23 protein-coding genes and 1 tRNA gene are annotated in these 24,499 nt (G+C 51.9%); 16 read left to right on the top strand and 8 right to left on the bottom strand.

Annotation, left to right across the window (positions count from 1 at the left end):
• Positions 1-259: 259 nt before the first annotated feature.
• From RDK48_RS10285 to RDK48_RS10260, 6 genes are all read right to left on the bottom strand, one after another.
• Positions 260-1,105 (bottom strand): VacJ family lipoprotein, encoded by an 846-nt coding sequence (locus RDK48_RS10285; RefSeq protein ID WP_298994804.1) that lies wholly within the window; start codon positions 1,103-1,105, stop codon positions 260-262.
• Positions 1,095-1,739: an ABC transporter substrate-binding protein gene (locus RDK48_RS10280; protein WP_298994803.1), complete on the bottom strand. Its 645-nt coding sequence runs from the start codon at positions 1,737-1,739 to the stop codon at positions 1,095-1,097. The genes RDK48_RS10285 and RDK48_RS10280 overlap by 11 nt, the downstream gene beginning before the upstream one ends.
• Positions 1,740-1,741: 2 nt before the next feature.
• Positions 1,742-2,194, bottom strand: a complete 453-nt coding sequence (gene mlaD / locus RDK48_RS10275) for an outer membrane lipid asymmetry maintenance protein MlaD (protein WP_022659649.1) — start codon at positions 2,192-2,194, stop codon at positions 1,742-1,744.
• Between the two features lie 145 nt (positions 2,195-2,339).
• The gene (locus tag RDK48_RS10270; RefSeq protein WP_298994802.1) at positions 2,340-3,155 is read right to left on the bottom strand and encodes an ABC transporter ATP-binding protein; all 816 of its coding nucleotides are present in this window, start codon (positions 3,153-3,155) and stop codon (positions 2,340-2,342) included.
• Between the two features lie 376 nt (positions 3,156-3,531).
• Positions 3,532-4,269, bottom strand: coding sequence for a YebC/PmpR family DNA-binding transcriptional regulator (locus tag RDK48_RS10265; protein ID WP_298994801.1), 738 nt, complete (start codon positions 4,267-4,269; stop codon positions 3,532-3,534).
• A 30-nt stretch (positions 4,270-4,299) separates the two neighbouring features.
• Positions 4,300-4,980, bottom strand: a complete 681-nt coding sequence (locus RDK48_RS10260) for an RlmE family RNA methyltransferase (protein ID WP_298994798.1) — start codon at positions 4,978-4,980, stop codon at positions 4,300-4,302.
• A gap of 181 nt (positions 4,981-5,161) precedes the next feature.
• Between RDK48_RS10260 and RDK48_RS10255 the strand changes: the two genes are divergently transcribed.
• From RDK48_RS10255 to RDK48_RS10185, 15 genes are all read left to right on the top strand, one after another.
• Positions 5,162-5,698 carry a superoxide dismutase family protein gene (locus RDK48_RS10255; protein ID WP_298994783.1) on the top strand — a complete coding sequence of 179 codons (537 nt, stop codon included), beginning with the start codon at positions 5,162-5,164 and terminating at the stop codon, positions 5,696-5,698.
• A 255-nt stretch (positions 5,699-5,953) separates the two neighbouring features.
• Entirely contained in the window at positions 5,954-7,615 is a 1,662-nt protein-coding gene (locus RDK48_RS10250) for a glycosyltransferase (protein ID WP_298994780.1), read from the top strand.
• Positions 7,616-7,714: 99 nt separating this feature from the next.
• Positions 7,715-7,790 (top strand) — tRNA-Ala (locus RDK48_RS10245).
• Positions 7,791-8,025: 235 nt separating this feature from the next.
• Entirely contained in the window at positions 8,026-9,432 is a 1,407-nt protein-coding gene (locus RDK48_RS10240; RefSeq protein WP_298994777.1) for a phosphomannomutase, read from the top strand.
• Between the two features lie 139 nt (positions 9,433-9,571).
• Entirely contained in the window at positions 9,572-10,987 is a 1,416-nt protein-coding gene (locus RDK48_RS10235) for a mannose-1-phosphate guanylyltransferase/mannose-6-phosphate isomerase (RefSeq protein ID WP_298994774.1), read from the top strand.
• A 147-nt stretch (positions 10,988-11,134) separates the two neighbouring features.
• The gene (gmd, locus tag RDK48_RS10230; RefSeq protein WP_298994772.1) at positions 11,135-12,283 is read left to right on the top strand and encodes a GDP-mannose 4,6-dehydratase; all 1,149 of its coding nucleotides are present in this window, start codon (positions 11,135-11,137) and stop codon (positions 12,281-12,283) included.
• Between the two features lie 3 nt (positions 12,284-12,286).
• Positions 12,287-13,228: a GDP-L-fucose synthase gene (locus RDK48_RS10225; RefSeq protein WP_298994769.1), complete on the top strand. Its 942-nt coding sequence runs from the start codon at positions 12,287-12,289 to the stop codon at positions 13,226-13,228.
• Positions 13,229-13,233: 5 nt separating this feature from the next.
• The gene (locus RDK48_RS10220) at positions 13,234-14,055 is read left to right on the top strand and encodes an ABC transporter permease (protein WP_298994762.1); all 822 of its coding nucleotides are present in this window, start codon (positions 13,234-13,236) and stop codon (positions 14,053-14,055) included.
• A gap of 9 nt (positions 14,056-14,064) precedes the next feature.
• Positions 14,065-15,297: an ABC transporter ATP-binding protein gene (locus tag RDK48_RS10215; protein WP_298994758.1), complete on the top strand. Its 1,233-nt coding sequence runs from the start codon at positions 14,065-14,067 to the stop codon at positions 15,295-15,297.
• Entirely contained in the window at positions 15,281-16,198 is a 918-nt protein-coding gene (locus RDK48_RS10210; protein ID WP_298994755.1) for a capsular polysaccharide synthesis protein, read from the top strand. The genes RDK48_RS10215 and RDK48_RS10210 overlap by 17 nt, the downstream gene beginning before the upstream one ends.
• Positions 16,188-17,354: a bifunctional 2-polyprenyl-6-hydroxyphenol methylase/3-demethylubiquinol 3-O-methyltransferase UbiG gene (locus tag RDK48_RS10205; protein ID WP_298994753.1), complete on the top strand. Its 1,167-nt coding sequence runs from the start codon at positions 16,188-16,190 to the stop codon at positions 17,352-17,354. The genes RDK48_RS10210 and RDK48_RS10205 overlap by 11 nt, the downstream gene beginning before the upstream one ends.
• A 278-nt stretch (positions 17,355-17,632) precedes the next feature.
• A complete protein-coding gene (locus RDK48_RS10200; protein ID WP_298994751.1) occupies positions 17,633-18,517 on the top strand; it encodes a glycosyltransferase family 2 protein in 885 nt (294 codons plus the stop codon).
• Positions 18,514-18,912, top strand: a complete 399-nt coding sequence (locus tag RDK48_RS10195) for a hypothetical protein (protein ID WP_298994748.1) — start codon at positions 18,514-18,516, stop codon at positions 18,910-18,912. The genes RDK48_RS10200 and RDK48_RS10195 overlap by 4 nt, the downstream gene beginning before the upstream one ends.
• 121 nt (positions 18,913-19,033) lie before the next feature.
• Positions 19,034-20,155 carry a DegT/DnrJ/EryC1/StrS aminotransferase family protein gene (locus RDK48_RS10190; RefSeq protein WP_298994744.1) on the top strand — a complete coding sequence of 374 codons (1,122 nt, stop codon included), beginning with the start codon at positions 19,034-19,036 and terminating at the stop codon, positions 20,153-20,155.
• 162 nt (positions 20,156-20,317) lie between these two features.
• Positions 20,318-21,511 carry a glycosyltransferase family 1 protein gene (locus tag RDK48_RS10185; RefSeq protein WP_298994739.1) on the top strand — a complete coding sequence of 398 codons (1,194 nt, stop codon included), beginning with the start codon at positions 20,318-20,320 and terminating at the stop codon, positions 21,509-21,511.
• Positions 21,512-21,661: 150 nt separating this feature from the next.
• Here RDK48_RS10185 and RDK48_RS10180 read toward each other — a convergent pair whose 3' ends face one another.
• Positions 21,662-22,495 (bottom strand): glycosyltransferase, encoded by an 834-nt coding sequence (locus RDK48_RS10180; protein ID WP_298994736.1) that lies wholly within the window; start codon positions 22,493-22,495, stop codon positions 21,662-21,664.
• Positions 22,496-22,537: 42 nt separating this feature from the next.
• Positions 22,538-23,524 carry a glycosyltransferase family A protein gene (locus RDK48_RS10175; protein ID WP_298994733.1) on the bottom strand — a complete coding sequence of 329 codons (987 nt, stop codon included), beginning with the start codon at positions 23,522-23,524 and terminating at the stop codon, positions 22,538-22,540.
• Positions 23,525-23,547: 23 nt separating this feature from the next.
• Between RDK48_RS10175 and RDK48_RS10170 the strand changes: the two genes are divergently transcribed.
• Positions 23,548-24,453 carry a glycosyltransferase gene (locus RDK48_RS10170; protein ID WP_298994730.1) on the top strand — a complete coding sequence of 302 codons (906 nt, stop codon included), beginning with the start codon at positions 23,548-23,550 and terminating at the stop codon, positions 24,451-24,453.
• Positions 24,454-24,499: the final 46 nt, after the last annotated feature.

Here is a 24,499-nt window from a genome sequence, read left to right as displayed (position 1 = left end):
TTCGGGGGGGATGCAAGGGGGGCCGAGAAGGGGGCGTAGCCCCATAACCGGCCCCGCCTTGCTGCGCGCCGCACAGGCGTCCCAAACCCCGCCGGAAGGCGGAAAATTGCGCCCGAAGGGCAGAAAAAAATAGTATCGTACAGATCGGCCGAAAACGCGCCTCATCTACGCCCAAAATATATCCCAAAACGTAAAAAGCCCCCGGCTCAAAAACTATGCGTTTCCGTCGGGGGCTTCACTCTGGCTTATAGGACAATATCTAGTGCAACACCTGCGCCTTGCGGAAGTTCACATAGGCCTCGCGCATGGCAATGTAGGGATCGACAGCCACGGTGTTCAGGTCTTCATACAGAGGCAGCACATCGCCAAGGGCGTTGAACCGCAGGCCGCCGCCAACGCCAAGGCCCAGTTCTGTGGGTTGCAGGTAGAAAAGCGGGTCGGCAAACAGATCACCAGCGCGGCCCACAGTGTCGCGCACGGAGCTTGGGCCAATGATGGGCCAGACAATGTAAAAACCATGCCCAAGGCCCCAGCGGCCGAGAGTCTGGCCAAAGTCTTCGCCTGTGGGATCAATGGGCACAATGGTTTTGTGTCCCTTTGCGACATCGGCAAAGCCCGCGCTGGAAGTGGTGTTGATGACAAACCGCCCAAATTCCACCCCCGCTTCAAAAAAGCGGAACTGCAGAATGTTGTTCACAAAACGCACAGGAAACAGAAGGTTGGAAAAGAAATTTTTCAACCCGGAACGCAACTGGTGCGGCGTGACGGTTTCCCATGCTGTGTAGGTGGGTTTGGCAACGTAGAGAAAGAAAATGTCGTTGAAGTGGAACCAGAACCTGTTCCAAGGCTCAATGGGGTCAGAAATGCTCTGGATCGGCTCGTTGTCGTAGTCGTCCAGGGTATTGTCTGCACTCATGGTTCCGTAGGGCGTTACTGTGATGGCCCCAGGCTGAAGCTGAGGTGACTTGCCGTACACAGTGGAGGGTGCAGGCGCCTGACTGGGGGCCGCACTGGCTGGCGCATGCCACAAGCACAGCAGTGCGGCCAGCAGAAAACCGGGCACATAGAGATGTCCCGGCAGCGTTGAGGAGTAGCTACTGGCCATTGCCCTGCCGGACCTCCTGCGCCTTGGCCTTGACCCTGGCAATAAGCTGGTCAGGGCTGCCGGTGTTCAGAATGTCCTGAAACTGGGTGCGATAGTTTTTGACCAGGCTGATATTTTCAATCAGCACGTCATAAACAAGCCATGATCCGTTTTTGGGGAGCATGCGATAAGCAACGGGGACTTTCTTCGAGTCCTTCATGGTGATGATTGTGCGCACTTCGGTGCGGTCGCCCTTGGGGGACGAAACCTCGCCAGTGTACACGACCTGCTCGCCATTGTAGCCGTCAATCTTGCTCAGGTAGGTATTCAGGAGCAGTTCGGCAAAGGCATCGCTGAACTGCTGTTGCTGCGCCGGGCTGAATGTGCCCCAGCGCGGCCCCACCGTGCGCGAAGAAAATTCTTTGAAATCAAAAATGTGCAGGACTTCATCTTCAATCTGCTGGCGTAGCGGGCGGCGCGTGGCAGGATTGACGTAGTCGGGGTTCTTGATGGAGTTGAGGATGCGGCTGATGGAAGTCTCCAGCGCCAGCTGCGCAGGAGAACTCGCACTGGCCGCGCCGGGCAACAGCGCAACCGTCAGCAGCGCAAGCAGAAAGCCTGCGGCTATATGGCGTGTGATCGCATGAATGGTCATTGTTATTTGACTCCTCCGAAGGCGTACTTGCCGATGAGGGAACCGAGGTCAACGGCGGATTCCGTTTCAGTAATTGTGTCGCCAGCCGCAAGGACATGCTCCGAACCACCGCGCGAAAGGCTGACATATTTGTCGCCAATGAGGCCACTGGTACGGATGGAGGCGATGCTGTCGTCCGAAAGTTTCAGGTCTTTGTCGAGCCGCAGGCGTACCACTGCCTGATTGCGCACCGGGTCTGGGTCAAGACCAATGCTTACCACGCGGCCCACCGGCACCCCGGCCATTTCAATATCCGCCCCGACCCGTAGGCCGGAAACAGAATCAAAGTTGGCAGAAAGTTCAAAGCCCTGCTGGTTGAAAACTTCCATCTTGCCCAGCTTGATGGTCAGGTAAGCAACGCATACAAGGCCGAACAGGACAAAAAGGCCCACAGCGGTTTCACGAACAGTACTCATAAGGTTCAGGTAGCTCCACAGATAATTCGGCAATAAGATCAAATCTCAGTATAAGTGCGCCATGACAAAGTTTCAAGCCCTACTGTTGAGTAGGGAATCGCGAATCGCCTGGTTATCGCAATTTATTATGCAGGCGGCGCATTTTTTATGATGCCAGCCAGCGGTCAAGGGCCTGCCGCACCGCCGGATCTGGCGCTTCGCCCATGGCGGCCTGCGTGTCGCCGGGTTCGCGCAGCAAAAATTGCCGCAGATACGGGTCATTGTTTGCTTCAAGCTCGGCCAGCGAGCCGGAAAAAAGCGCGCGGCCTTCGCCCAGCACCAGAACATGGTCGGCAATGGCCCGCAGGCTGGCAAGATCGTGGCTGACCACAATCACCGACATGTTGGTATATTGCCTGCGCATGGCAAGCAGTAGTTCGTCCATGCGGGCGGCGGTGATGGGGTCAAGGCCGGAGGTCGGCTCATCGCACAGCAAAATGCGCGGTTCGGCCACAATGGCCCGCGCAAGGCCCGCGCGTTTGCGCATGCCTCCAGAAAGCTGGTTGGGATAAAAATCGGCAAAATCTTCAAGACCCACCATGCGCAGCACGCGCAGGCCCGCCTCGCGAACAAGTTTTTTGGGAAGGTTCAGATGTTCTGTGAGGGGCAGGGTGACGTTTTGCACCAGCGACAGCGCGCCCAGCAGCGCGCCATCCTGAAACAGCACGCCCATGTTGCGGCGCATGCGCCGAAATTCTTTTTGGGGCAGGGCAAAGAGGTCTTTGTCGCCTATGAGCACATGACCAGCCTGTGGGCGCGAAAGGCCGATAATATGGCGCAGCAGGGTGGATTTGCCGCAACCGGAACCGCCAAGAATTACAGAAACCTTGCCGCCCGGAAGCACCGCATTGACATCGCGCAGAACCACATGCTCGCCGTAGCCCACGCTAAGAGCCCGAAATTCAATGTCCCATGCCTGCATGAATACCGCCTGTCGCCTCTGATATGGATTATCGGTTGGAGCAGATTATCATTGGAAGTATGCATCTGCTCTGCACGTTTTTTTGTAAAAACTCCCGCTAAAAAATATTTTGCCAGGCGAATCCGTTTCGCCTTCAAGCAAGTATTTCAACGTGAGAATGCCTTGATGTAGGAGCGCCGTCAGCAGGTGGATGGCCTGCGGGCCTTGTGACGCTTTGTCAGTATAACGCAGGGAGGCAGGAGGAACAAGTGCGGTTGATGCGCAACGCTGGAGGCACGGTCGGCGTGATTTTGCGAAGTTTGGCTGGCTGCGCGGGGGAGTGACCCGTCTTACAAACGGGATTCTCCCCCGCCAGACATCTCAAAGTGAATATGCGTTAGTCGGTGGGCATATCGTCGGGGAAGTCCGCGTTGGCATAGACATTCTGAACGTCGTCATTGTCGTCCAGCGCGTCCATGAGGCGCAGCACCTTCATGCCCACTTCGGCGCTCACAGCCACAAGATTCTGCGGAATCATGGCCAGTTCGGCTTCCTGCATGGCAATGCCGGCAGCTTCCAGCGCATCGCGCACAGCGGTGAAATCGGCCATGGCGGTGTGGATGGTCCACACGTCCTCATCATCGATGACATCGTCTGCGCCGGCTTCAAGAGCGGCTTCCATGATTTTGTCTTCGGGGTAGGCCGCCTTGTCCACGGCGATAACGCCCTTGCGGTCAAACATCCAGCCCACGCTGCCATTTTCACCCATGGCGCCGCCATGTTTGGTAAAAAGGTGACGAACTTCGGCCACGGTGCGGTTTTTATTGTCAGTGGCAACTTCCACCATGATGGCGATGCCGCTGGGCCCGTAGCCTTCGTAGAAGGTTTCTGTCAGGTCGCCGCCTGCGTCTTCACCCGTACCCTTGCGGATGGCTGCCTCAATCTTGTCCTTGGGCAGATTGACGGCCTTGGCGGCGGCTATGGCCGCGCGCAGACGGGAGTTGCCCACAGGATCGCTGCCGCCCTTGGCTGCGATGATGATTTCTTTGGCGGCCTTGGTGAAAATCTTGCCGCGCTTGGCGTCCTGGCGACCCTTACGGTGCTGGATATTGGCCCATTTACTGTGACCTGACATAAAACCTCCGAAACCTCATGTAGAGTATGTTTATATACCCGGCGGCGCGTCGTCGGCAACTTCGTGCGAAGTTTCCCCGGCGGTTTCGCCCGGCATGTGCGCCGTTGGGGCCGCGCCCGCCTGACCACGAAAACCAAGGCCGACAAAAAATGTTTCCTTGCTTTCGGCCCGCGAGCTTTTGGGCTTGAACGATTTGACCGCATCAAAAGCTTTGCGCATAGGTGCAAGCAGCTCCTGAATATCCGGCCCCATAAAAATTTTGACCACAAAGCTGCCGCCCTTTTTGAGGTGCAGACAGGCTACAGCCAATGCCTCAACCGTAAGCTCAAGAGAACGGGCCTGATCCGTAAAGCGCGTGCCCGTAGTGCGCGGAGCCATGTCGCTGATGACAACGTCGAAAGGCCCCAGCTCCTTGAGCTTGGCTTCAAATTCGGCAGAGCGGTTGAACACGTCTTCCTGCATGAATGTGACCTGCGGCGGAAACACCGTTTCGGTGCTCTGAATGTCGCAGGCAAGCACAAGTCCACGCGTGCCGACCTTTTCCGCTGCACCCATGGACCACGAGCCGGGGGCCGCGCCAAGGTCGAGAACCCGCTGGCCGAGGCGCAGCAGGTGGAACTTGGAGTCCAGCTCCTTGAGCTTGTAGACCGAGCGGGCGGGATAGTTCTCGCGCTTGGCCTTCAGAAAATAATGATCTCGGTATTCTTTCATGGTAAATTCCAACAGGGGATCATACCCTTTTTTCTTGCGCTCGCCAAGTGCGCAGTGCAGCCCCTCGTGATGAGCCGCGCAAAATTGCTGAACAGGTTGACCTCCAGGATTTATCAGGATATTTTTTCAATAAGTTTCCAGAACCTTTGATCTCGCACACTATCACCAGTAAGGAGAGGCTATGAAACGGATTCTGTTGGCCGCTTGTCTTGCGGGTTGCGCGCTCGCCTTTGGAGCGCAGACGGTACGGGCGGAAAGTGTTAAAGTTCCTGTGAACAAGATCAGCAGCGAAGGTGTTGGCGAGGCCATCGGCTTTGTTGTTTTTGAGGACGACGGCAAGGGCGGCATGGATATTATGGTTGATGTCGTCGGTATCCCTCAGGGCGACCACGGCATGCACGTGCATGAAAATCCTTCGTGCGCGCCCGCTGCCAAGGATGGCGTCAATGTGGCCGGCCTTGCCGCCGGGGGGCATTATGATCCCTCCCACGCTGGCAAACATGAAGGCCCCGGCAAGCATGGGCACAAGGGTGATCTGCCGCTTATAACCGCCGATGCGCAGCAAAATGTGAAGGCCAAGTTGCATGTGGCTGATCTGACCACAACCGACATCAAGGGCCGCTCGCTCATGATCCATGCTGGCGGCGACAACTATTCCGACCAGCCAGCTCCCCTTGGCGGCGGCGGGGCGCGTATCGCCTGCGGTGTGATCCAGTAGGATTATGTTTTTTGCGTTCACGCGGCAGAGAAGTTACCTGCTTGCGTGGATAGTTCATGCATTCCCTTGTGTGGGTCTTGCAGTTCTGGCAATGGCGCGCCATTATCGGCGCAAAGTATGCCAGCCACAGGGGAGAACCTCCGGCTGCCGTAATCGGCGCGGAGCTTAGGATTATTCTGCCCCGCTTGCTTGCCGCAGCGGGGCTTTTTATTGATGGGACAGTTCCGCAAGGAGCCTGCATTGGCGGAGAAGAAAATGGCCGAACAAAACAAACGCCCGCAGCGGGTTCGCCTGCTGGATTTTGCGGGCCGGGCCGTGAGCCTGCCCGATGGCCCGGAAGCCTGGACCTGCCGGGGAGAGGGAGATGCCGTGCTGCTGCTCGGGCTGGGGCCAGAATCAGGAGCAAACCTGCCGCAGGTTTTGCCCCTGATTACCAATGCTCCCGCCGTATACTGGCTGGAATCCCCACTTGTGGCCCGCGCCATGGAGGTATGGAGGCTGGAGGCCGGGCTTTTGCCACGCGAGCCGTTGCCCGCCAGCTGGCGCGCGGTCACCGCAGAGCAGGCAGCGACTCTGGCCGGGCAGTGCCTTTGCTGCTTTTACACGCCCGGCTTACGGCTTGATCCTGATTTTTGGGGGCCATTGCTGGGCCGCGTGGATGCGACCCTCGCCCTTCCTGCATCTGCTACGCCGAGTGGGCCCATGACGGCAGCGGGCAGGGGAGGCTTCCCTAGAGTTGGGGCAGGCGCGCGCGGGGCAGTTCTGCTGCCGGGTAACGATGGGCAGTTGCTGCATCAGGAATTACGCACGGCTCTCGCCGGGTGCGGTTTCGGGCCGGTGGTGGATGCCCAGCCTCAGCCTGTATCTGACATGAGCGGAAAGCGGGCGTCCCGTGAAAATGATTTCTTGGCCCGCTGGCGCGTCCTTTTGCGAGGAGGCAATCCTGCATTTATGCTCTCGGTCAACATGCGCGGGCTGGACGCTGACGGGCGCGTTTTTGAGCTTTGCCGGGCCCTTGGGATTCCCGTTGCCCTGTGGTTTGTGGACAATCCCTGGCATGTTTTGTCTGGTGTGCGGCTGCCCTGGTGGCGGGATGCCCATATTTTTGTGACGGATGTCAGCTTTGCGCACGGCCTTAGAGAACATGGCGCGGGCCAGGTTTTTCATCTGCCCCTGGCTGTTGCACCACATATGTGGCGCGATCTGCCGAGCTTTGCTCCGTCATCAATTAATATGGAGCCGCCCCTGTTTGTGGGGCGTTCCGCCTTTCCTGAAAAAGAGCGCTTTTTTGCTGCGGCCAGTGTGCCGCAAGCTTTGGAGGCTGAGGCCGCAGCGCTGCTTGAGGCCAGCACTGGGCCGCAGAATGCGCCGCATTTTTTCTGGTGGCACGACAAACTGGGGGGCAGGCCGTGGCCTGGTTATGATGTGCGCCGTCCGGGCCTCGGGGCCGAGCGTTGCGCGCAGGCCAACAGAAAACGCTGGCTTTTAGCCGCAGGGGCTGGCAAGGGCGGGCTGCGCGTCATCGGCGATGACGGCTGGAAGCCCCTGCTGCCTGGCACGGAAATACTGCCGCCAGTGGATTACTATACGGCACTGCCCGAAGTGTATGCGCGGGCAGAAGCCGTGCTGAACGTAACGAGCCTCCTGTTGCCGCACAGCTTGAGTCAGCGCCATTTTGACGTTTGGGCCAGCGGCGGATTGCTGCTCAGTGATGCCACATCTGGATTGGAAATCTTCCCTGCGGAATTGACCGAACCCATGACATTGCGCGGGCTGAGCGACTTTATGGTCAAGCGCGCATGGTTTCGGGCGCATCCGCAAGCTGCGTATGATCTGCGGCGGGCATGGCGCGAGCATCTGCGCGCGCAGCACGGCTATGAGCAACGTATTCAGCAGATTATCGAAACTTTTGCCTGACAGGCGGCGGAGGCTGGATGCACAGCTGAACAGGAGAAAGGCTTGACAAGTCGTGCGGTTTTGCCTATTGCTCATTTCCTGCGTTAAGCTTTCCATTGTGGGGAAGTAGCTCAGCTGGGAGAGCATCGCCTTCGCAAGGCGGGGGTCGAGGGTTCAAATCCCTTCTTCTCCACCACAATATCAAGGGGTTACGGATAATACCGTGGCCCCTTTTTTATGCGTTACATGTCCGTAAAGGCAGCTGTGCGGACTTTGAGGTTTTGTATGCACGGCGGTCAGATTCCGTACGGAGCCTGTATGCGTCAAAATACATTGGCAATCGGGCTGCAAGTTGGATAAAAGATATGCATTGTTCTTTTGGTCTGGAATGAAAAGGGCAATGCATCAATATAATTCAGAAGAGGGACGTCATGGGCAATTCACTTTCATGCTTCAAAGCCTACGATATCCGGGGCCGTGTGCCGGGTGTTCTCAATGCGCCGCTGGCGCGCGCACTGGGCAGGGCCGTTGTTGAAATACTGGGCGCAAAAAGCATTGTGATTGGCCGTGATGCCCGGCTTTCCGGCCCCGAACTGCGTGATGCGCTGGCCTTTGGTTTGCGTGAGGCCGGGGCGCAGGTAACGGACATCGGCATGTGCGGCACGGAAGAAATCTATTATGCCGCCGCCAACCAGCCCTTTGGCGCGGGCGTCATGATTACGGGCAGCCACAATCCGGCGGACGAAAACGGCTTCAAGCTGGTGCGCGGCGGGGCCATACCCATCAGCGGCGATTCCGGCCTGTTTGCCCTGCGCGACCGCGTGGAGGCCATTCTTGCCGAAAACGGCGACTCTGCCGAGTCCCTTGAAGTCTCCCCTCTGCACCATGCCTCGTTCCGTGCTGACTATGTGGCCTGGCTGCTGGAATACAGTGGTACAGCGCAGCTTGCACCAATTGCTGGACGCAAGCCCCTGAAGATTGTGGCTGATGCGGGTAATGGCTGCGCCGGACTAGTGCTGAAAGATCTGATGGCCTCGTTGCCCTTTGAATTTGTCTGCCGACAGATGCAGCCGGACGGAACTTTTCCCGATGGCGTGCCCAACCCCCTGCTGCCGGAACGCCGTGCGGCTACAGCCGCTGCCGTGCGCGAATCTGGTGCGGACATGGGCGTTGCCTGGGACGGCGATTTTGACCGCTGCTTTTTTTATGACGCGGACGGCAATTTTATTGAAGGTTACTACTGTATAGGCCTGCTGGCGCGGGAGCTGCTGCTGCGTGTGCCTGGCGGCAAGGTGGTGCACGACACCAGAGTGTACTGGAACACCCGAGAGGTGGTGCAGGCCGCAGGCGGGCAGCCCGTCATGGGCAAGACCGGACACGCCTTCATGAAGGAACGCATGCGCGCCGAAGATGCCGTGTATGGCGGCGAGATGAGCGCGCATCATTATTTTCGCGATTTTGCCTACTGCGATTCGGGCATGCTGCCCTGGCTGCTGGTGGCCTCGTTGCTGCATCGCACGGGCAAGCCCCTGGCCGCGCTGGTGGCAGAACGCATGGAGGCCTATCCGTGCAGTGGTGAAATCAACCGCCGGGTGCAGGATGCACCCGCGCTCATGCGGCAGGTGAGGGATCGTTATGCGGCTTCGGCTTTGCACGAAGACAGCATTGACGGCGTTAATCTGGAATTTGCCGATTGGCGTTTCAATCTGCGCATGTCCAATACCGAACCCCTGTTGCGCCTGAATGTGGAGAGCAGGGGGAACCGCGTACTAACGGAAGAAAAAACGGCTGAAATACTGCGGTTTCTGGAAGAACAGGGAGGGGCCATACCTGCCTGAGGTAACCTTTAGCGGTCCCCAATAGGCACGGCCGCCGGCGCTTGTTTGAGGGCGGGGGATGACGTAGCATGGGCTCGTTGACCCTTCTGGCGGTGTGTCAGATCGGCGTTCCAGCATTGACGCAATGGTGAGGAAATTTATGCAGAATATTGCCCCTGTGATTCTGTGCGGAGGTAGCGGTACACGTTTGTGGCCGCTCTCGCGCGAGACATACCCAAAGCAGTTTGTGGATCTGGGCGGCGGGAAAACGCTGTTCAGGGATACCGTGATGCGGGCGCAGCACACGCCGGACAGCCTGGAGCCTGTTATTGTGTGCAATGAGGCTCACCGTTTTTATGTGACCGCCGAACTGTACCAATGCGGCGTCCATGGCAAAATTCTGCTGGAACCTGCACCGCGCAATACTGCGCCGGCTATTGCACTGGCGGCATTTGCCCTGACGGAAGACGGCGCAGATCCGCCCATGCTGGTATTGCCCTCTGACCATGCCATTGGTGATGAAGATGCATTTTTTAAGGGCGTAAAAAATGCGGCGGCCCTGGCGGAACAAGGGTATATTGTCACCTTTGGCATCGCCCCCACCGGCCCGGAAACCGGTTTTGGCTACATCGAACAGGGCGCGGCCCTTGGGGCCAATGGCTACAGGGTTGCCCGTTTTGTGGAAAAACCCGATGCGGACAAAGCTACGGGCATGCTGGCCAGAGGCGGCTATTCGTGGAACAGCGGCATGTTTCTGCTGCGGGCTTCTGTGTATCTGAAAGAGTTGGAACGTTTTGCCCCCCAGATATACGCCGCCTGCAATGCCGCCTGGAAGGGCCGCAAGGATGATCAGGCATTTTCCCGCCCGGACAGCGAGGCATTCCTTTCCTCCCCGTCTGATTCCATAGACTATGCGGTCATGGAGCAAACGGGTCTGGCGGCTGTTGTGCCGCTGGGCGTCAGCTGGAGCGACCTTGGCTCGTGGGAAGCCTTTTATCAGATAGGGCAGCAAGACGCCGCCGGCAACGTATGCTCTGGCGATGTCATGACCGAGGGTGCCGAGGATTGCTATTTTAACGCCAACCACAGGCTGCTGGCGGCCATAGGCGTGAGCGGGCTCGTGGTGGTGGAAACGCAGGATGCCGTGCTTGTTGCACCGCGCGACCGTGTGCAGGACGTCAAAAAGATTGTTGGCCGCCTGCAAAGCGCACAGCGGCCCGAATGCAGGCAACATCCCCTGGTGTACCGCCCGTGGGGCAGCTATGAAACCCTTGTCATGGACGGGCGATTTCAGGTCAAGCGCATCATTGTGAACCCCGGTGCCGAGCTTTCTTTGCAGATGCACCACCACCGCGCCGAGCATTGGGTCGTAGTGAGTGGCACGGCAGAAGTGACCAACGGCGATCTGGTTAAGCTGTTCACGGAAAACCAGTCGACCTACATACCTGTTGGCACCATGCATCGTTTGAAAAATCCAGGTGTTATTCCTCTGGTGCTTATTGAAATCCAGTCAGGCTCCTATCTCGGTGAGGACGATATCGTGCGCTTTGCAGATGTATACGGGCGGGAAGGGTAACACGGCTGCCAGTATGGCTGCAGCACGACTGCTGTTTTGACCAGTGGACAATGGTAGTCTTGCAAGGTATTTTACCCGCCTCTTAGCTGGCAGCAGAGAGTTTCAGCCCTCGTAGCTTCACCATTAAAACGATAATATACTAAAATTATGAAAAAAGCGCTTATAACTGGCATCACCGGACAGGATGGGGCTTACCTTGCGGAGTTTCTGTTGCAGAAGGGCTACGAGGTGCACGGCATCAAACGGCGCGCCTCGTTGTTCAACACCGACCGCATTGATCATCTGTATGAAGACCCGCATGTCAATCGGCGGCACTTTGTCTTGCACTACGGAGACCTAAGCGACTCCAGCAATCTTGTGCGCCTTATGCAGGAAGTGAAGCCGGACGAAGTGTATAATCTGGCTGCGCAGAGCCATGTGCAGGTTTCTTTTGAGTCCCCCGAATACACTGCGGATGTGGACGCCCTCGGAACCTTACGCCTGCTCGAGGCCATTCGCATTGCTGGGCTCACGGAGACCACGCGTTTTTATCAGGCCTCGACCTCTGAACTTTTCGGGCTGGTGCAGGAAGTGCCGCAGACGGAAAAAACACCGTTTTATCCCCGCTCTCCCTATGCCTGCGCCAAGCTTTATGCCTACTGGATTACGGTCAACTATCGCGAAGCTTACGGCATGTATGCCTGCAACGGCATCCTTTTCAATCACGAATCGCCCATCCGTGGTGAGACCTTTGTGACCCGCAAGATCACCCGCGCCATGTCGCGCATGGTGCTTGGCTTGCAGGATTGCCTGTACCTCGGCAACATGGATGCCAAGCGCGACTGGGGTCACGCGCGCGATTACGTTGAAATGCAGTGGCTTATGTTGCAGCAGGAAAAGCCCGATGATTTTGTTATCGCCACCGGACGGCAGTTTTCCGTGCGCGATTTTGTCAATGCCGCAGCCGCAGAACTTGGCGTCTGCCTCAGCTGGCAGGGCACTGGCGTGGAAGAAACCGGCACCGTAACAAGCGTTGACGTGAGCCGCTTGCAGCAGGTTGCTGGCAACCGTCAGGGGCTGGAATGCCATCTCAAGCCCGGCGATGTTATTGTGCGCGTTGACCCGCGCTACTTCCGCCCCACAGAAGTGGAAACATTGCTGGGCCAACCGGCCAAGGCCAAGGAAAAGCTGGGGTGGGAGCCGAAAACATCTTTTGAAGACATGGTGGCCGAAATGGCGCGCGAAGATCTTGCCCTGAGCATGCGCGACGCCGTGTGCAAGGTGGCGGGATTTAAAACCTTCAGCCATAACGAGTAGGCCATGCTCAAGGATGCTCTGGTTTATGTGGCGGGGCACAGGGGGCTTGTAGGTAGCGCCCTGTGCCGTGCCTTGACGCGCTCTGGGTATGAGCGGCAGCTCACACGCACCCATGCGGAACTGGATCTGTGCGATCAGGCCGGGGTGCGGGCTTTTTTTGCCCAGCACAGGCCTGATGTGGTGATCCTTGCCGCCGCCAAGGTGGGGGGCATCCACGCCAATGCCACATATCCTGCAGAATTCATTTATCAAAATCTGCAAATCCAGAACAACGTCATCGACAGCGCATACCGCAACGGCTGTAAAAAGTTGCTGTTTCTTGGGTCGTCATGCATTTACCCCAAGTTGTGCCCGCAGCCCATTAAGGAAGAGTCTCTGCTTACCGGGCCGCTGGAGCCAACCAATGATGCTTACGCACTGGCTAAAATCTCGGGCATCAAGATGTGCCAGGCCTACCGCAAGCAGTATGGCTTTGACGCCATCAGCGCTATGCCTACCAATCTGTATGGCCCTGGAGACAACTATCATCCGGAAAACAGCCATGTAATCCCTGCGCTGATTCGCCGCTTTCACGAGGCAAAGGAAGGCGGAGCCGCCAAGGTGACCATTTGGGGTACAGGCAAGGCGTTGCGAGAATTTTTACACGTGGACGACATGGCGGAAGCCTGCGTGTTTTTGCTCGAGAACTATTCTGACTTTGAACACGTGAATGTGGGCTGCCAGCAGGAATGCACCATTATGGAAGTTGCCCGGCTTATTGCCAGGGTTGTGGGCTTCAACGGCGAGATCGATACTGATTCTGCCAAGCCGGACGGTACGCCCCGCAAGCTCATGGATTCGGGCAAGCTTTTGGGCATGGGGTGGAAACCCCGCGTTGGGCTTGAGGAAGGCCTGGGCGATGCGTACAGCGATTTTTTGCAAAACCAGCATAAGCGGGGTTATTAGCGTTTATGGCTCACGAGCTTGTCATTGAGGCCGGTCGCGCAGAGCGGCAATACTGGAAAGACCTGTGGCGTTATCGGGAGCTTTTTCTCATATTGACATGGCGCGATGTGGCTGTGCAGTACAAGCAGACCGTGGTGGGTATTTTGTGGGCTGTGCTGCGCCCTTTGCTGACTATGGCGGCCTTTACGTTTGTGTTTGCAAAGGTGGCAAAACTGCCTTCCGAAGGCGTGGCTCCATATCCACTGATGGTTTTTGTGGCCATGCTCCCCTGGCAGATGTTCGCCACGGCTATCGCTGCCATTGCCAACAGTCTGGTTGCCAACAGTAATCTGATTTCCAAGGTTTATTTCCCCAGGATTATCGTCCCCGCTGCGACCATGGGCGTAGCTGTAGTGGACTTTGTTATTTCTTTTGTGCTGCTGGCATTGATGATGGTGTTCTATCAGTATGTGCCACCCGTGCAAGTTCTGGCTGTTTTGCCCCTGACCTTACTCGCCGCCCTTGTTGCATTGGGGCCGGGGCTTATACTTTGCGCGCTTAACGTAACGTACCGTGACTTCCGCATCATTGTTCCCTTCATTACCCAGTTCGGCCTGTATCTGTCGCCCGTGGGCTTTTCGTCAGGCATTGTGCCGGAGAAGTGGCGTCTGCTTTACGAGTGCAATCCCATGGTCGGCGTTATTGATGGTTTTCGGTGGGCTGTGCTTGGCAGCATGGAATGCCCTGTTCGGGCGCTCTCCATCAGCGTGGGCTACGCGGTTGTACTGCTATTTTGCGGCATCAGAACTTTTCGCAATACTGAACGCACTTTTGCGGACGTTATATAGGACGAGTAGATGAAACCCATCATATCAGTTGAAGGGCTCGGCAAGAGCTATACCATCCGACACGAAGGGCAGACCCGCTACAAGTCTTTGCGTGAGGAACTTTTTAAGCTGCCCAAACGCCTACTCAGCAGGGGCGGGCAGAGTCAGGAAGAATTCTGGGCGCTCAAGGATGTGAATTTTGACATCATGCCGGGTGACCGCGTGGGGATTATCGGGCGCAACGGCGCGGGAAAATCCACCTTGCTCAAGCTGCTCTCGCGCATTACCGAGCCGACAACCGGGCGCATTACCCTGCGGGGCCGGGTAGCCAGCCTGCTCGAAGTTGGCACGGGCTTTCACCCGGAGCTGACGGGCCGGGAAAATATTTTTCTCAATGGCGCCATTCTAGGCATGAGTCGGGCCGAAGTTCGCCGCAAGTTTGATGAAATAGTGGATTTTGCCGGGGTGGAGAAGTTTCTGGATACCCCCGTGAAGCGCTATTCCTCCGGAATGTATGTGCGGCTTGCCTTTGCCGTGGCGGCCCATCTGGAGCCTGAAATACTTATTGTGGATGAAGTGCTGGCTGTGGGTGATGCCGAGTTTCAGAAGAAATGCATAAAAAAAATGGAAAAAAGTAAGAGCGACGATGGACACACCGTTTTGCTTGTAAGTCATAATCTAGCCATTGTTGAAAATTTGTGCAGTTCAATTTTTGTTGTTGATAAGGGCATGGTGCGCGGATTTTCAGACAATAATGCCGCAATAAAAAATTATATTGGGCACAATGCGATTGATGTTGCGCAAACAGAGTGTGAGCTTCAAGGTCATAAATTTAGATTTTACAGCACTGATGTTCATGGAAATCAAGTTGTAAAATTTAAAGTAGGCGAAGATATTATTTTTAGATTCGATTTTGAGAAGAGCGATTTTTTTCTTTCACAGATGAATTTTAACGTTGCAGTGTCATCAAATGAAAGCCGTATTCTTACCGTGAGTAGCCTTTTGATGGAAGGTAATGGCTTTGAGATCAATGGTGGCGATCGGTTGGTTGCAACGTTGGAAAAAAATTATCTTGCACCAGGAATATACACTGTTTCACTTGGCGCCTATGCAAATCGTGTCTTTTTGAAGAGTTGGGATGTCCTGCTGTCAATAGAAATAGTTGAAACAGATTATTATAAAAATGGAAAGATCCCGGACGCCGGAATGGGTTTGGTTTATCCAGACTTTACGTGGAGCAAGCTGAATGGCTGTGATATCTAATGCTGTAAAGAGATTGAAGATTGGATTGCGGGCTTTGCAGATGTCTTCTCGAGCCTGTCGATTCGTTGAGGCTGCTATTGCAGAAGACAGGATTATGCAATCTCTGAACAGACAAATTCAGTATATCCCAACCCCCACAAAAAGGGTCGAAAGGGCTGATGTGGATTATGTCTGGCAATTTTGGGGACAGGGGATCGAAAATGCTCCTCCGATAGTCAAGGTGTGTGTCAAATCTGTTTCTCATAATCTCGCGCACAAAAGGCATGTTGTGCTCAGTCGAGATACTGTTTGTAACTATGTTGATCTTCCGGCATATGTCTGGGATAAATACGAAAAGAAAATAATACCTGAGGCCCATTTTTCTGATATAGTCCGGTTGATGTTGCTGCGTAAATATGGAGGGACATGGATTGATGCCACCGTGTTGCTCACAAAACGGCCCCCAGATGCGTTTTTTACTGCACCTTTTTTTTGGTTTTCCTGCCCTCCTGAGAGCCTTTTAGGTGGGAGCAGAATACTGGGGTCTGTTTGGTATCTGCATGCAGCTAAGGGGCAAGAGCTTGTTCGAGCATCGCTTGATGCACTATTAGAGTACTGGAAAAATTATGATTACTTAGCTCATTACTACATTTTGCATTTAATTTTTTCTAATCTCATAGAGAATTATAAAGTGCTCTGGAAAGAATGGGAGAGTATTCCATTCTATAGTAGTGTGCCACCACATGTATTGCAGCTTGAACTATCAAAGCCATTTAATCAAAGTCGATTTGAGGATATTCTCGAAATGTCCGCAGTGCATAAATTGACATACTATGGAATTAACGGCGATAGGGAAAGCGGTATGATGACATTTTATGATTATTTAACCACTAGGTTTGGAGAGGGCGAAGATGTTATTTAGCCGTTCAGTTGTCAAAGAAGTGCCGTTAAAAAAGATTCTCCTTGGGGGTGAAAATGACCTTCCTGGGTATAAGTATTCATTGATGACTGGAAATTTCGTGCGTCCTTCCACTCGTGTAGAAGATGGGCCGCATGCGCTTTTGTTGAAGCAGTATGATAAAATTGGCGATAGTATATTCGACGATGAGATATTTAAAAAAACTGACTATTACATTAATGCTAGAGATTGCATTGAGCTTTTTGGAGAGTATTTTCCGAAAATTACCTCTGAAGACAAAATATTAAATTGCGCACAACGCTTTGTAAAGCTTTATAAAAATGAGTCAGTAGATGGATTTTTGTCCGAGGGGCACTCCAAGGATGGTGAAATTATAGAGTTGGCGCCGATTCAAGACTCTGACTGTTATCAGCTTATACAAGGTAATCATCGGTGTGCATTTGCAGTCGCGTCTGGGAAAAGTCATATCAAGGCAAAAATTTTAAAGAAAAAAATTACAAGGACACCAGTTCAATTTCTTTTGGAGAATTTGCAGTGGGAAGATGGTGACCGCATCCTTTACCAGCCTTTGGCGTGCCCTGAACTTGAAAGTCGTTGGGTGCTGGCTCGTCGTTGTTCGGATCGTTTTGGAAAAATGCATTCTTTTTTAAAGAAAAACTGTTCCGATGCAAGGTCAGTTTTGGATCTCGGCTCTTACTATGGTTGGTTTGTTAACGAGTTTGGTAAGGCTGGATATGACGCGTTTGGTGTTGAAAAAGACAATACAGCGATTATGGTAGGTAATATATTTTTTGAAAAAACGCGAAATAAAATTTTTAAAAATGAGATTGTGCGTTTTTTGACAACTTGCGAACAGTATGACGCAGTTTGTTGTTTAAGTATAATGCATCATTTTGTTACAGGCCGCATTCCTGGTGTCGCAGAGCACATGTTGCATCTTCTTGATGATGCAACGAAGTCTGTTTTGTTTTTTGAAATGGCAGATTCACATGAGCAGTGGTTTGCAGAGAGCTTGGCGGGCTGGACAGTAGACTCGATTGAAGCTTGGGTGCTTAAAAATTCTACATTTGAACATGCAGTCCGGCTGGGTGCAGACAATGATGGTGTTGGAGCTTTTAAAGGAAATTTTGGGAGGACTTTAATAGCTTTCACTCGCTAGACTTTAGGTTTACAGAACCCGATGATCATCCAGAAATTCCCCCCTTGCACAGCTTATTTCGGCTGCATCTGAATAAGCTGTGCAAGGCTTGGTCGGTGCTCTTACTTTCAGGAGTAAAACAACACTCTGTTATAAGCTTGCTATCTACCTTTCTTTAACATGATTGCGCAATTGCATCTTTAGTTGAACATGTGATTAGCGACAGGGCTCGTTATGTATATTTTTTATGCAACTATTGCTGTTTAGTTGATTGTTTGTGAAAATTAGGAGATTTTTGCATGGCTAAACTTAGCTTGAAAAATATTTTGCCTGGTCCTATCAAGCGCTGGATAAAGTTAATACCGAAAACTCTTCTGTGCAGTATATTTTTTTTGTTGAGTAAGTTGCCTCTTGGCTCTCTGTTCAGAAATGCTGGTGTATGGGCGCTTGAACGAAAATTTTTTCGGGTGGCGGAATTTATTGCAGTCGTTCTTTGCAAGCAGCAGCGGATGCAGGGGGGAGGGGCTTCACCTGATTTTTCCTGCTTTGGTAGTAATGATGTGGGTCAAATCAGGCTTTCAGTGATTATTCCGACATATAATCGCGCGGACATGCTTCCGGGCCTTTTTGAATCTCTTTGTCTACAGACTTTGAGTAATAATTATTTTGAAATTATTGTTGTAAACAATAATTGCTCCGACGAAACGGATTCTATTTGCGACAGTTATAAAAGTCGGTTTCGTTTTTTTCGAGTTGTTTATGAGCGGGATCAGTCGCTCTCAGCTGCTCGGCATGCGGGCTGGAGGGCTGCAAGGGCCGAAATTTTAGTTTTTTGTGATGACGATATTGAAGCTTTCCCTAGCTGGCTGGCCGCCATTGATAACGCATTCTCAACTAATGCGAGACTCGGCTTGGTGAGCGGAAATAACATTGGTAAGTTTACCTCTCCGTTGCCAATCTGGTTTGACATGTTGTGGAGCCAGGATACTTCTGGAATAAAAATTAATGTATATTATTCATTGCTTGAAGGTGTTGAAACGCCAACTTTTATTGCAAATCCTCAACTAGTCTTTGGCTGTAATTACAGTATTCGACGTAAGGCGCTTGAAGAACTTGAAGGATTCGAACCTGATTGCATGCCAAATGTGCTTTTTCAGGGGGGGGGGAGACTGGACCGAGTTTGAAGCTTAAAGATAACTGGCTTTTTTTGCTTCACCCTGATGCCTCAGTGTATCATAGAATGCCAGACAGCAGGCTTACATTCGAGTATTTGCGCAAACGTTCAGTTTTTTTTGCGGCAACACAGTTATATGATGCTTTCAGAAATTGTATATTACCGCCAAAATATTTGTTTGGGGATAATTTGTTGTGCAAATTGGGCATTGATTTACGCGCGAGTGTAGAACAATTAAGGATTAGCTATATTACGGCCCTGCTGAACTTTTCTGATTTTAGAATGTGGGTTACACGCAGAACATACTTTGATCATGAGATGCCTTCGCAAGAACTAATTTTGTGGGCAAACAAAACACTTTCAAATGTAAGCTGGCATGCACCAGTTGAAATTTTACAGCGCTGATTTTGAGTTGCAGGTGCTGTTTGTCTTTGAATTTTGTGCTTGGTGCGAAAATTTAATGTTTGGATAAACTGACTTTGGTCGGGCACTTCATTGATAGTTTTCATGCCATTTGGAGGCTTTCTTGGCTAAATTTCTTCCTGTCTGCGAACCGCTTTTGGCAGGCAATGAACTGGCCTATGTAACTGAGGCTGTTTCCACTGGCTGGATTTCCTCTGCTGGCAAATACGTTAAGGCCTTTGAAGAAGCCTTTGCCCAGTACTGCGGTGTTAAGCACGGTATCGCCGTGAGCAATGGCACGGTCGCCCTGCATCTGGCCCTTGTTGCTCTTGGAGTGGGCAAGGGAGATGAAGTTATCATCCCCGATTTTACTATGATGGCCTCCGCGCTCGCTGTTTGCTACACCGGGGCAATGCCGGTTTTTGTGGATGCCGATACGGAAACCTGGAATATTTCGCCAGCCGCCGTGGCCGCAAAAATTACCCCGCGCACCAAGGTTGTCATGCCTGTGCATATTTTTGGTAATCCCTGCGACATGGCCGCTCTTGAAAGTATCTGTGCTGACAAAAATATTATCCTTTTGGAAGATGCGGCCGAAGCCCACGGTGCCTCTTTTGGCGGTAAGCGGGCTGGCGGTCTTTCCCGCATTGCAGGATTCAGCTTTTTTGCCAATAAAAATGTAACTACAGGTGAGGGCGGCATGGTAGTCACAGATGATGACGACCTTGCCCAGGCCTGCCGTTACTACAAAAATCTTTGTTTCCCTCTGGATGCGCCGCGTACCTATCTTCATGCGGATATTGGCTTTAATTACCGTATGAGTAATATCCACGCGGCAATAGGCCTTGCACAGACCGAACGGGCCGATGACCTCAAGCAGCAGCGCCAAGCACACGGGCTACTTTATCGAGAGCGCCTGGCTGAAATTCAAGGTGTTTGTCTGCAACAGGATCAGCCTGGTGGCGAGAATGTGTTCTGGATGAATGGGCTTGCTGTTACGCCTGAATATGGCCGTTCGCGTGATGAACTCGTTGCGTACCTCAAGGAGCAGGCCATAGACACCCGCCTGTTCTTCAACGGCATGCATCGTCAGCCTGCGCTTGAGAAATACGGTTGCGATTGTCGCGGTGCGTATCCTGTTTCTGATATGTTAGCAGATAATGGCTTTTATCTGCCAAGCGGGAGCGGTTTGTCGAATGATGATATACATCGCGTGTGCGATGTGGTGGCCGCGTTCAGAAGATAATCCTGGAGATCAGAATGTCAGTATTTGGTGACTACGCGCGTTATTACAATCTGCTGTATAAAGATAAAGACTATCGGCAGGAAACGGGCTTCGTGCTTGAGCGATTGAAAGCATGCGGCTGCAATCCGCGTACGCTTATACTGTCTGGATGGCGCTGAAAAAATGAAGATTCGCATAGCAGTTATCAGTCGGATGGAGCGGGAAGGCGGAGGGAGCTTTCAGTACGGAGCTTCTCTGCTAGAGGCTTTGGCAAAACTGCCCAAAGATCAATATGAAATTTGCTTCTGGTATAACAGTGCCGCACTCGATGGCTTTGTAGAAAAGTTGCCTTATTTGCATGCGAAGCCAAAATGGTATTTTGTGCAATTACTTCGTGTTGTCATGAAGATTGCTAGAGTTGCAAATAAAATTTTAAAAAGCGACAGGATAAAAGACTGGCTGGAGTTTGATGCCCTTATTCGTGCTGCTCGTGCATGGAAGCCAGATATTTGCATATCGTTGGAACAGTCATATAATCCTCTTTCAAAAAACATTCGCGTAATTGGTCCTGTGCACGACCTTATGCACCGTTATGAAAGCTCATTTCCTGAAGTTGGCGCACCCGCGGAATACGAAGCAAGGGAAAAGCTCTTTAGTCGCCATGCGAGAAATGCTGCCGCTGTACTTGTAGATTCAAATGTTGGAAAGCAACAGCTTATTGAAAGCTATGGCATTTCGGCAGACAAGGTACACATTTTGCCTTTCGTTGCCAGCCCTCTCCTCGTAGAGTCAACATCTCCCCCACAATCCTTTGCTGGTGATCACGACCCGTTTATATTTTATCCGGCACAATTTTGGCCTCATAAAAATCACATGGCAATAATTCAGGCACTTTCGCTACTGCCAAGTGATTTGCCGCTGCACTGTGTTTTTGCCGGAACGACAGATAAAAATGCTTTTGGTCCTGTCCGCAATGCTGTTAGAGACGCAGGGCTCGAAAATCGGGTGCATATTCTTGGATATGTGCCTGATGCGGATGTTGTGTGGTTTTATAAAAATGCATTTGCGTTGGTGATGCCAACATTTTTTGGGCCAACGAACATACCTCCCTTGGAAGCTATGCAATATGGCTGCCCAGTAATTGTCTCAGGAATTTATGGAATGCCAGAACGCTATGGCGATGCAGCTCTTTATATCAATCCTAAAAATCCCGGGGAAATCGCTCATGCAATTTCTCGGATTGCATCTGAGCCGGGTTTGCGGCAGCGTCTTATAAGCAATGGCTATGCACAGGTTGCTAAATGGACCAAGGAGGATTTTCAGAAAAAAATTTTGGAAGTTGTTACATCTGTTAGCTCAAGCTTGGTTCGACCCTAGTAACGACAATTTTTTAAGATAGTTGGCCCATGTGTGTGCATGCACAAAAACTCGACTTAAAAGCGGCGCAGGTACAATCCGTGTTGAGGCGTATCGAAGTTGTTAACCTGTCCAACCAAGCCGAACCACCACCAATCAAAATTTTAGATCTTATTTTTTCCAACAGGGTGGCAACCCACGCAGTTGACGTATTTTGTCCAGTAGGGCGGCACCTCTTTCAGGTCCCAATGTACGGAAAGCGGTACTCACCAGACCTGCCTTGATAAGCATTCTCGCTCGATCAATCTCCCACACGTTGTGGAAATGTCGGGCAGCAATACGCGCGTTCTCCCATGCGGCGGAGAACTGGTTTGCAGGGTCTGACGAAATCCCCCCCTCAAGCATGATGCAAACATCAAAATCCAGGCCGACAGCTTTCTGATCGTCCCACGATCTGCATAAAAAATCGTAGTCAGCGCTAATTTTCAGGCTGGCATCAAACTGATTGCTCTCGGCAACATCCCGCCTGATAAACAATCCGGGAAACGCTGCAGGGGCGATGTATTTTAATCTTGAGCGTCCCCCGTTCAACACTGGCTTTGCATAAAGCGTGCAGTTGTCAAGGTTGTCCACCATACGCACTGCCCCAGCGCCGAAAGTAATATTGTCAGGCTGGGCTTGGAGAGTGTTGCTGGCTTTCTCTAATACGTCTTTTTCGGCCAGATGATCATCTGCTCCCAAGAACAATAACCACTGTCCTTTTGCTCTGCGTACAGCTTTGTTCCAAGCATCGTAAATACCAAGGTCACGTTCAGAGGTTATTTGCACCGCAGGCAGGCGGTGTGTTGCGTTGGCAAGGATTTCCAGTGTACCATCAGTTGAAATTGCATCCTGGACAACAAGCTCAAAATTTGTAGCACTCTGAGTTTCAATGCTTTTTAAAAGATTGGAGAGGGTGCTTTCAGCATTTTTTGTTGCTGTAATTATGGAGATGTATGGTGTCATATTGTTCTTTATTGTAAGAGTCATATTTGCTGGATTTATTAACTATTTGCGATGTTCATCAATGAGTCTGTGCAGCAATCGTTTGCATTCGCTAGGAGACCGTATGATGCTGCAAATTGTTTGAAATAATCCAGTGCAAAGAAGCGCAATAAAATCGAAGGCCCCTTTGACGATTGTTCTTCCTGCGATTTTTTCATGATGATGAAGATATAGGTAAAAACCACACAATTCTTTAGGCTTAAGCAATAACCAGCGCATGATTGCCCAGGCTTCTTTGCGAGCTTCAATCCGGTGTTTTTTCAGAAAAATAGCATCGTCCTGCCAGTGTGAGGCAACCATAATACGGCTGTGCAGGCGGGAACGGGCACGTACTTCAGCGCTCATGGTTCGTTGATGGCTATTCGGCACCAGTCGGATTTTTGTGAGTGGTTCGTCAACAAGGTGGGCTGGTCCGTACTGTGCCAGTCTTGCCCACATATCCCAATCTTCTCCACCAAAGTGTTGATCCTGATCAAAAAGACCTGCGTCAAGAAGCAACTTGCGACGGGTGACAACCGACGAGGCAGAACCTATGACAGAGTAAATGCCCAGACGGATGTTGTCAAAGCTCGGTGCGTAAATGTTAGTTTTATATAGGGTGGTTAAAATGGGTTTACCATATATGTCAATTGCTGAAGCTTGGGTATGAACAAAAGATAACTTCGAATTGGATAAAAATGGTGCCTGTTTATTTATTTTTTGTGGATCCCACATGTCATCCGCATCAAGGAATGCTATAAATTCTGCTTCTGATGCAGTAATTCCCTTGTTTCTCGCGGCACTTGCACCTTGATTTGTGCCGTTAAGCAGGATTATGCGCTTGTCTTTTTGAGCCAGTTTAGTTACTTTAAGCGGCCCGTCATCTGTCGAGCCGTCGTTGACCACAATTATTTTATCCACCGCCATTACTTGACGCTGTACGGAATAAATTGCGTATTCAATATATGATGTGCAATTGTACAGGGGAATAACAACATCTATACTATCCACAATTGCTCCTTAAGTTGTAAATTATGGACACTATCTCAGTAATTATTCCTGCATATAATGTCAATGGATATCTTCATGAGGCTTGCGAATCTGTATTGTCGCAAACATTTAACGATTGGGAATGTATCATTGTCGATGATGGTTCTACAGATGGTACGTTTTCTGTAGCAGAGCAGTATTGTCAACGAGACGCACGGTTTCGTGCAATCAGACAAGAAAACGCAGGTGTTGCCATTGCTCGCAATGTGGGGCTGAGTCAAGCTTGTGGCCCTTTTGTTGTCTTTCTTGATGCAGATGACGTGCTGGAGCCAACCGCGTTTGAGTGTTGGGTAAATGCCTTGCTGGCGGCACCTGAGTGTGTTCTTGCATGGGGGAGCGCCATACGCTTCGAGGATAAAACCAATATTGTTAAAGAGATTCCCTGGAAGAACTATTTGGCTACGGGTTGCGCGTGGCACGATATGCTGGTTCATGATTTTTTGCCAGTTGGAACATTTTGTCTTCGCCGCTCGGCACTGCCTGTAGGATGCCAGTTTAATCCCCTATTTACTCACGCTGAGGATAGGGATTTTCTTTTGCGGGTCTTGCGTGGAAATTGTATTGTGTATGCAAACCGTCAGGTTTTGCGATTCAGGCTGCGGGGGGATTCTGCCAGTAGCGACTTTCAGGCTGCGATTGAAAATGAACTGAACGTCATGCAGATGCATCTCGCAGATCCTGATGTGCCAAGCAAGATTAGGCGCAGGGCAAGATCTGCTCTGGCCTTTCGCTGTGCCGTTGTCGCGGCTTTTACCGGACGGCAGTATGCCAAAGCATGTGGCTGGTATCTTAAAGCGATTTTGATAGACCCCCTGAATGTTAATTTGTTTTTATTGCCATTAAGGAAATGCGCCATGGCTTTGCGCGAGAAATTAAGAAATATAAGTTAAGCTATATTCGTGCATTGTTTGTTGCTTGTTTTGACAGGAGTTTTAT

This window comes from uncultured Desulfovibrio sp. (assembly GCF_902477725.1).
In the GTDB taxonomy this organism is placed as follows: Bacteria; Desulfobacterota; Desulfovibrionia; order Desulfovibrionales; family Desulfovibrionaceae; genus Desulfovibrio.
This window is presented reverse-complemented; position numbering and strand designations above follow the sequence as displayed.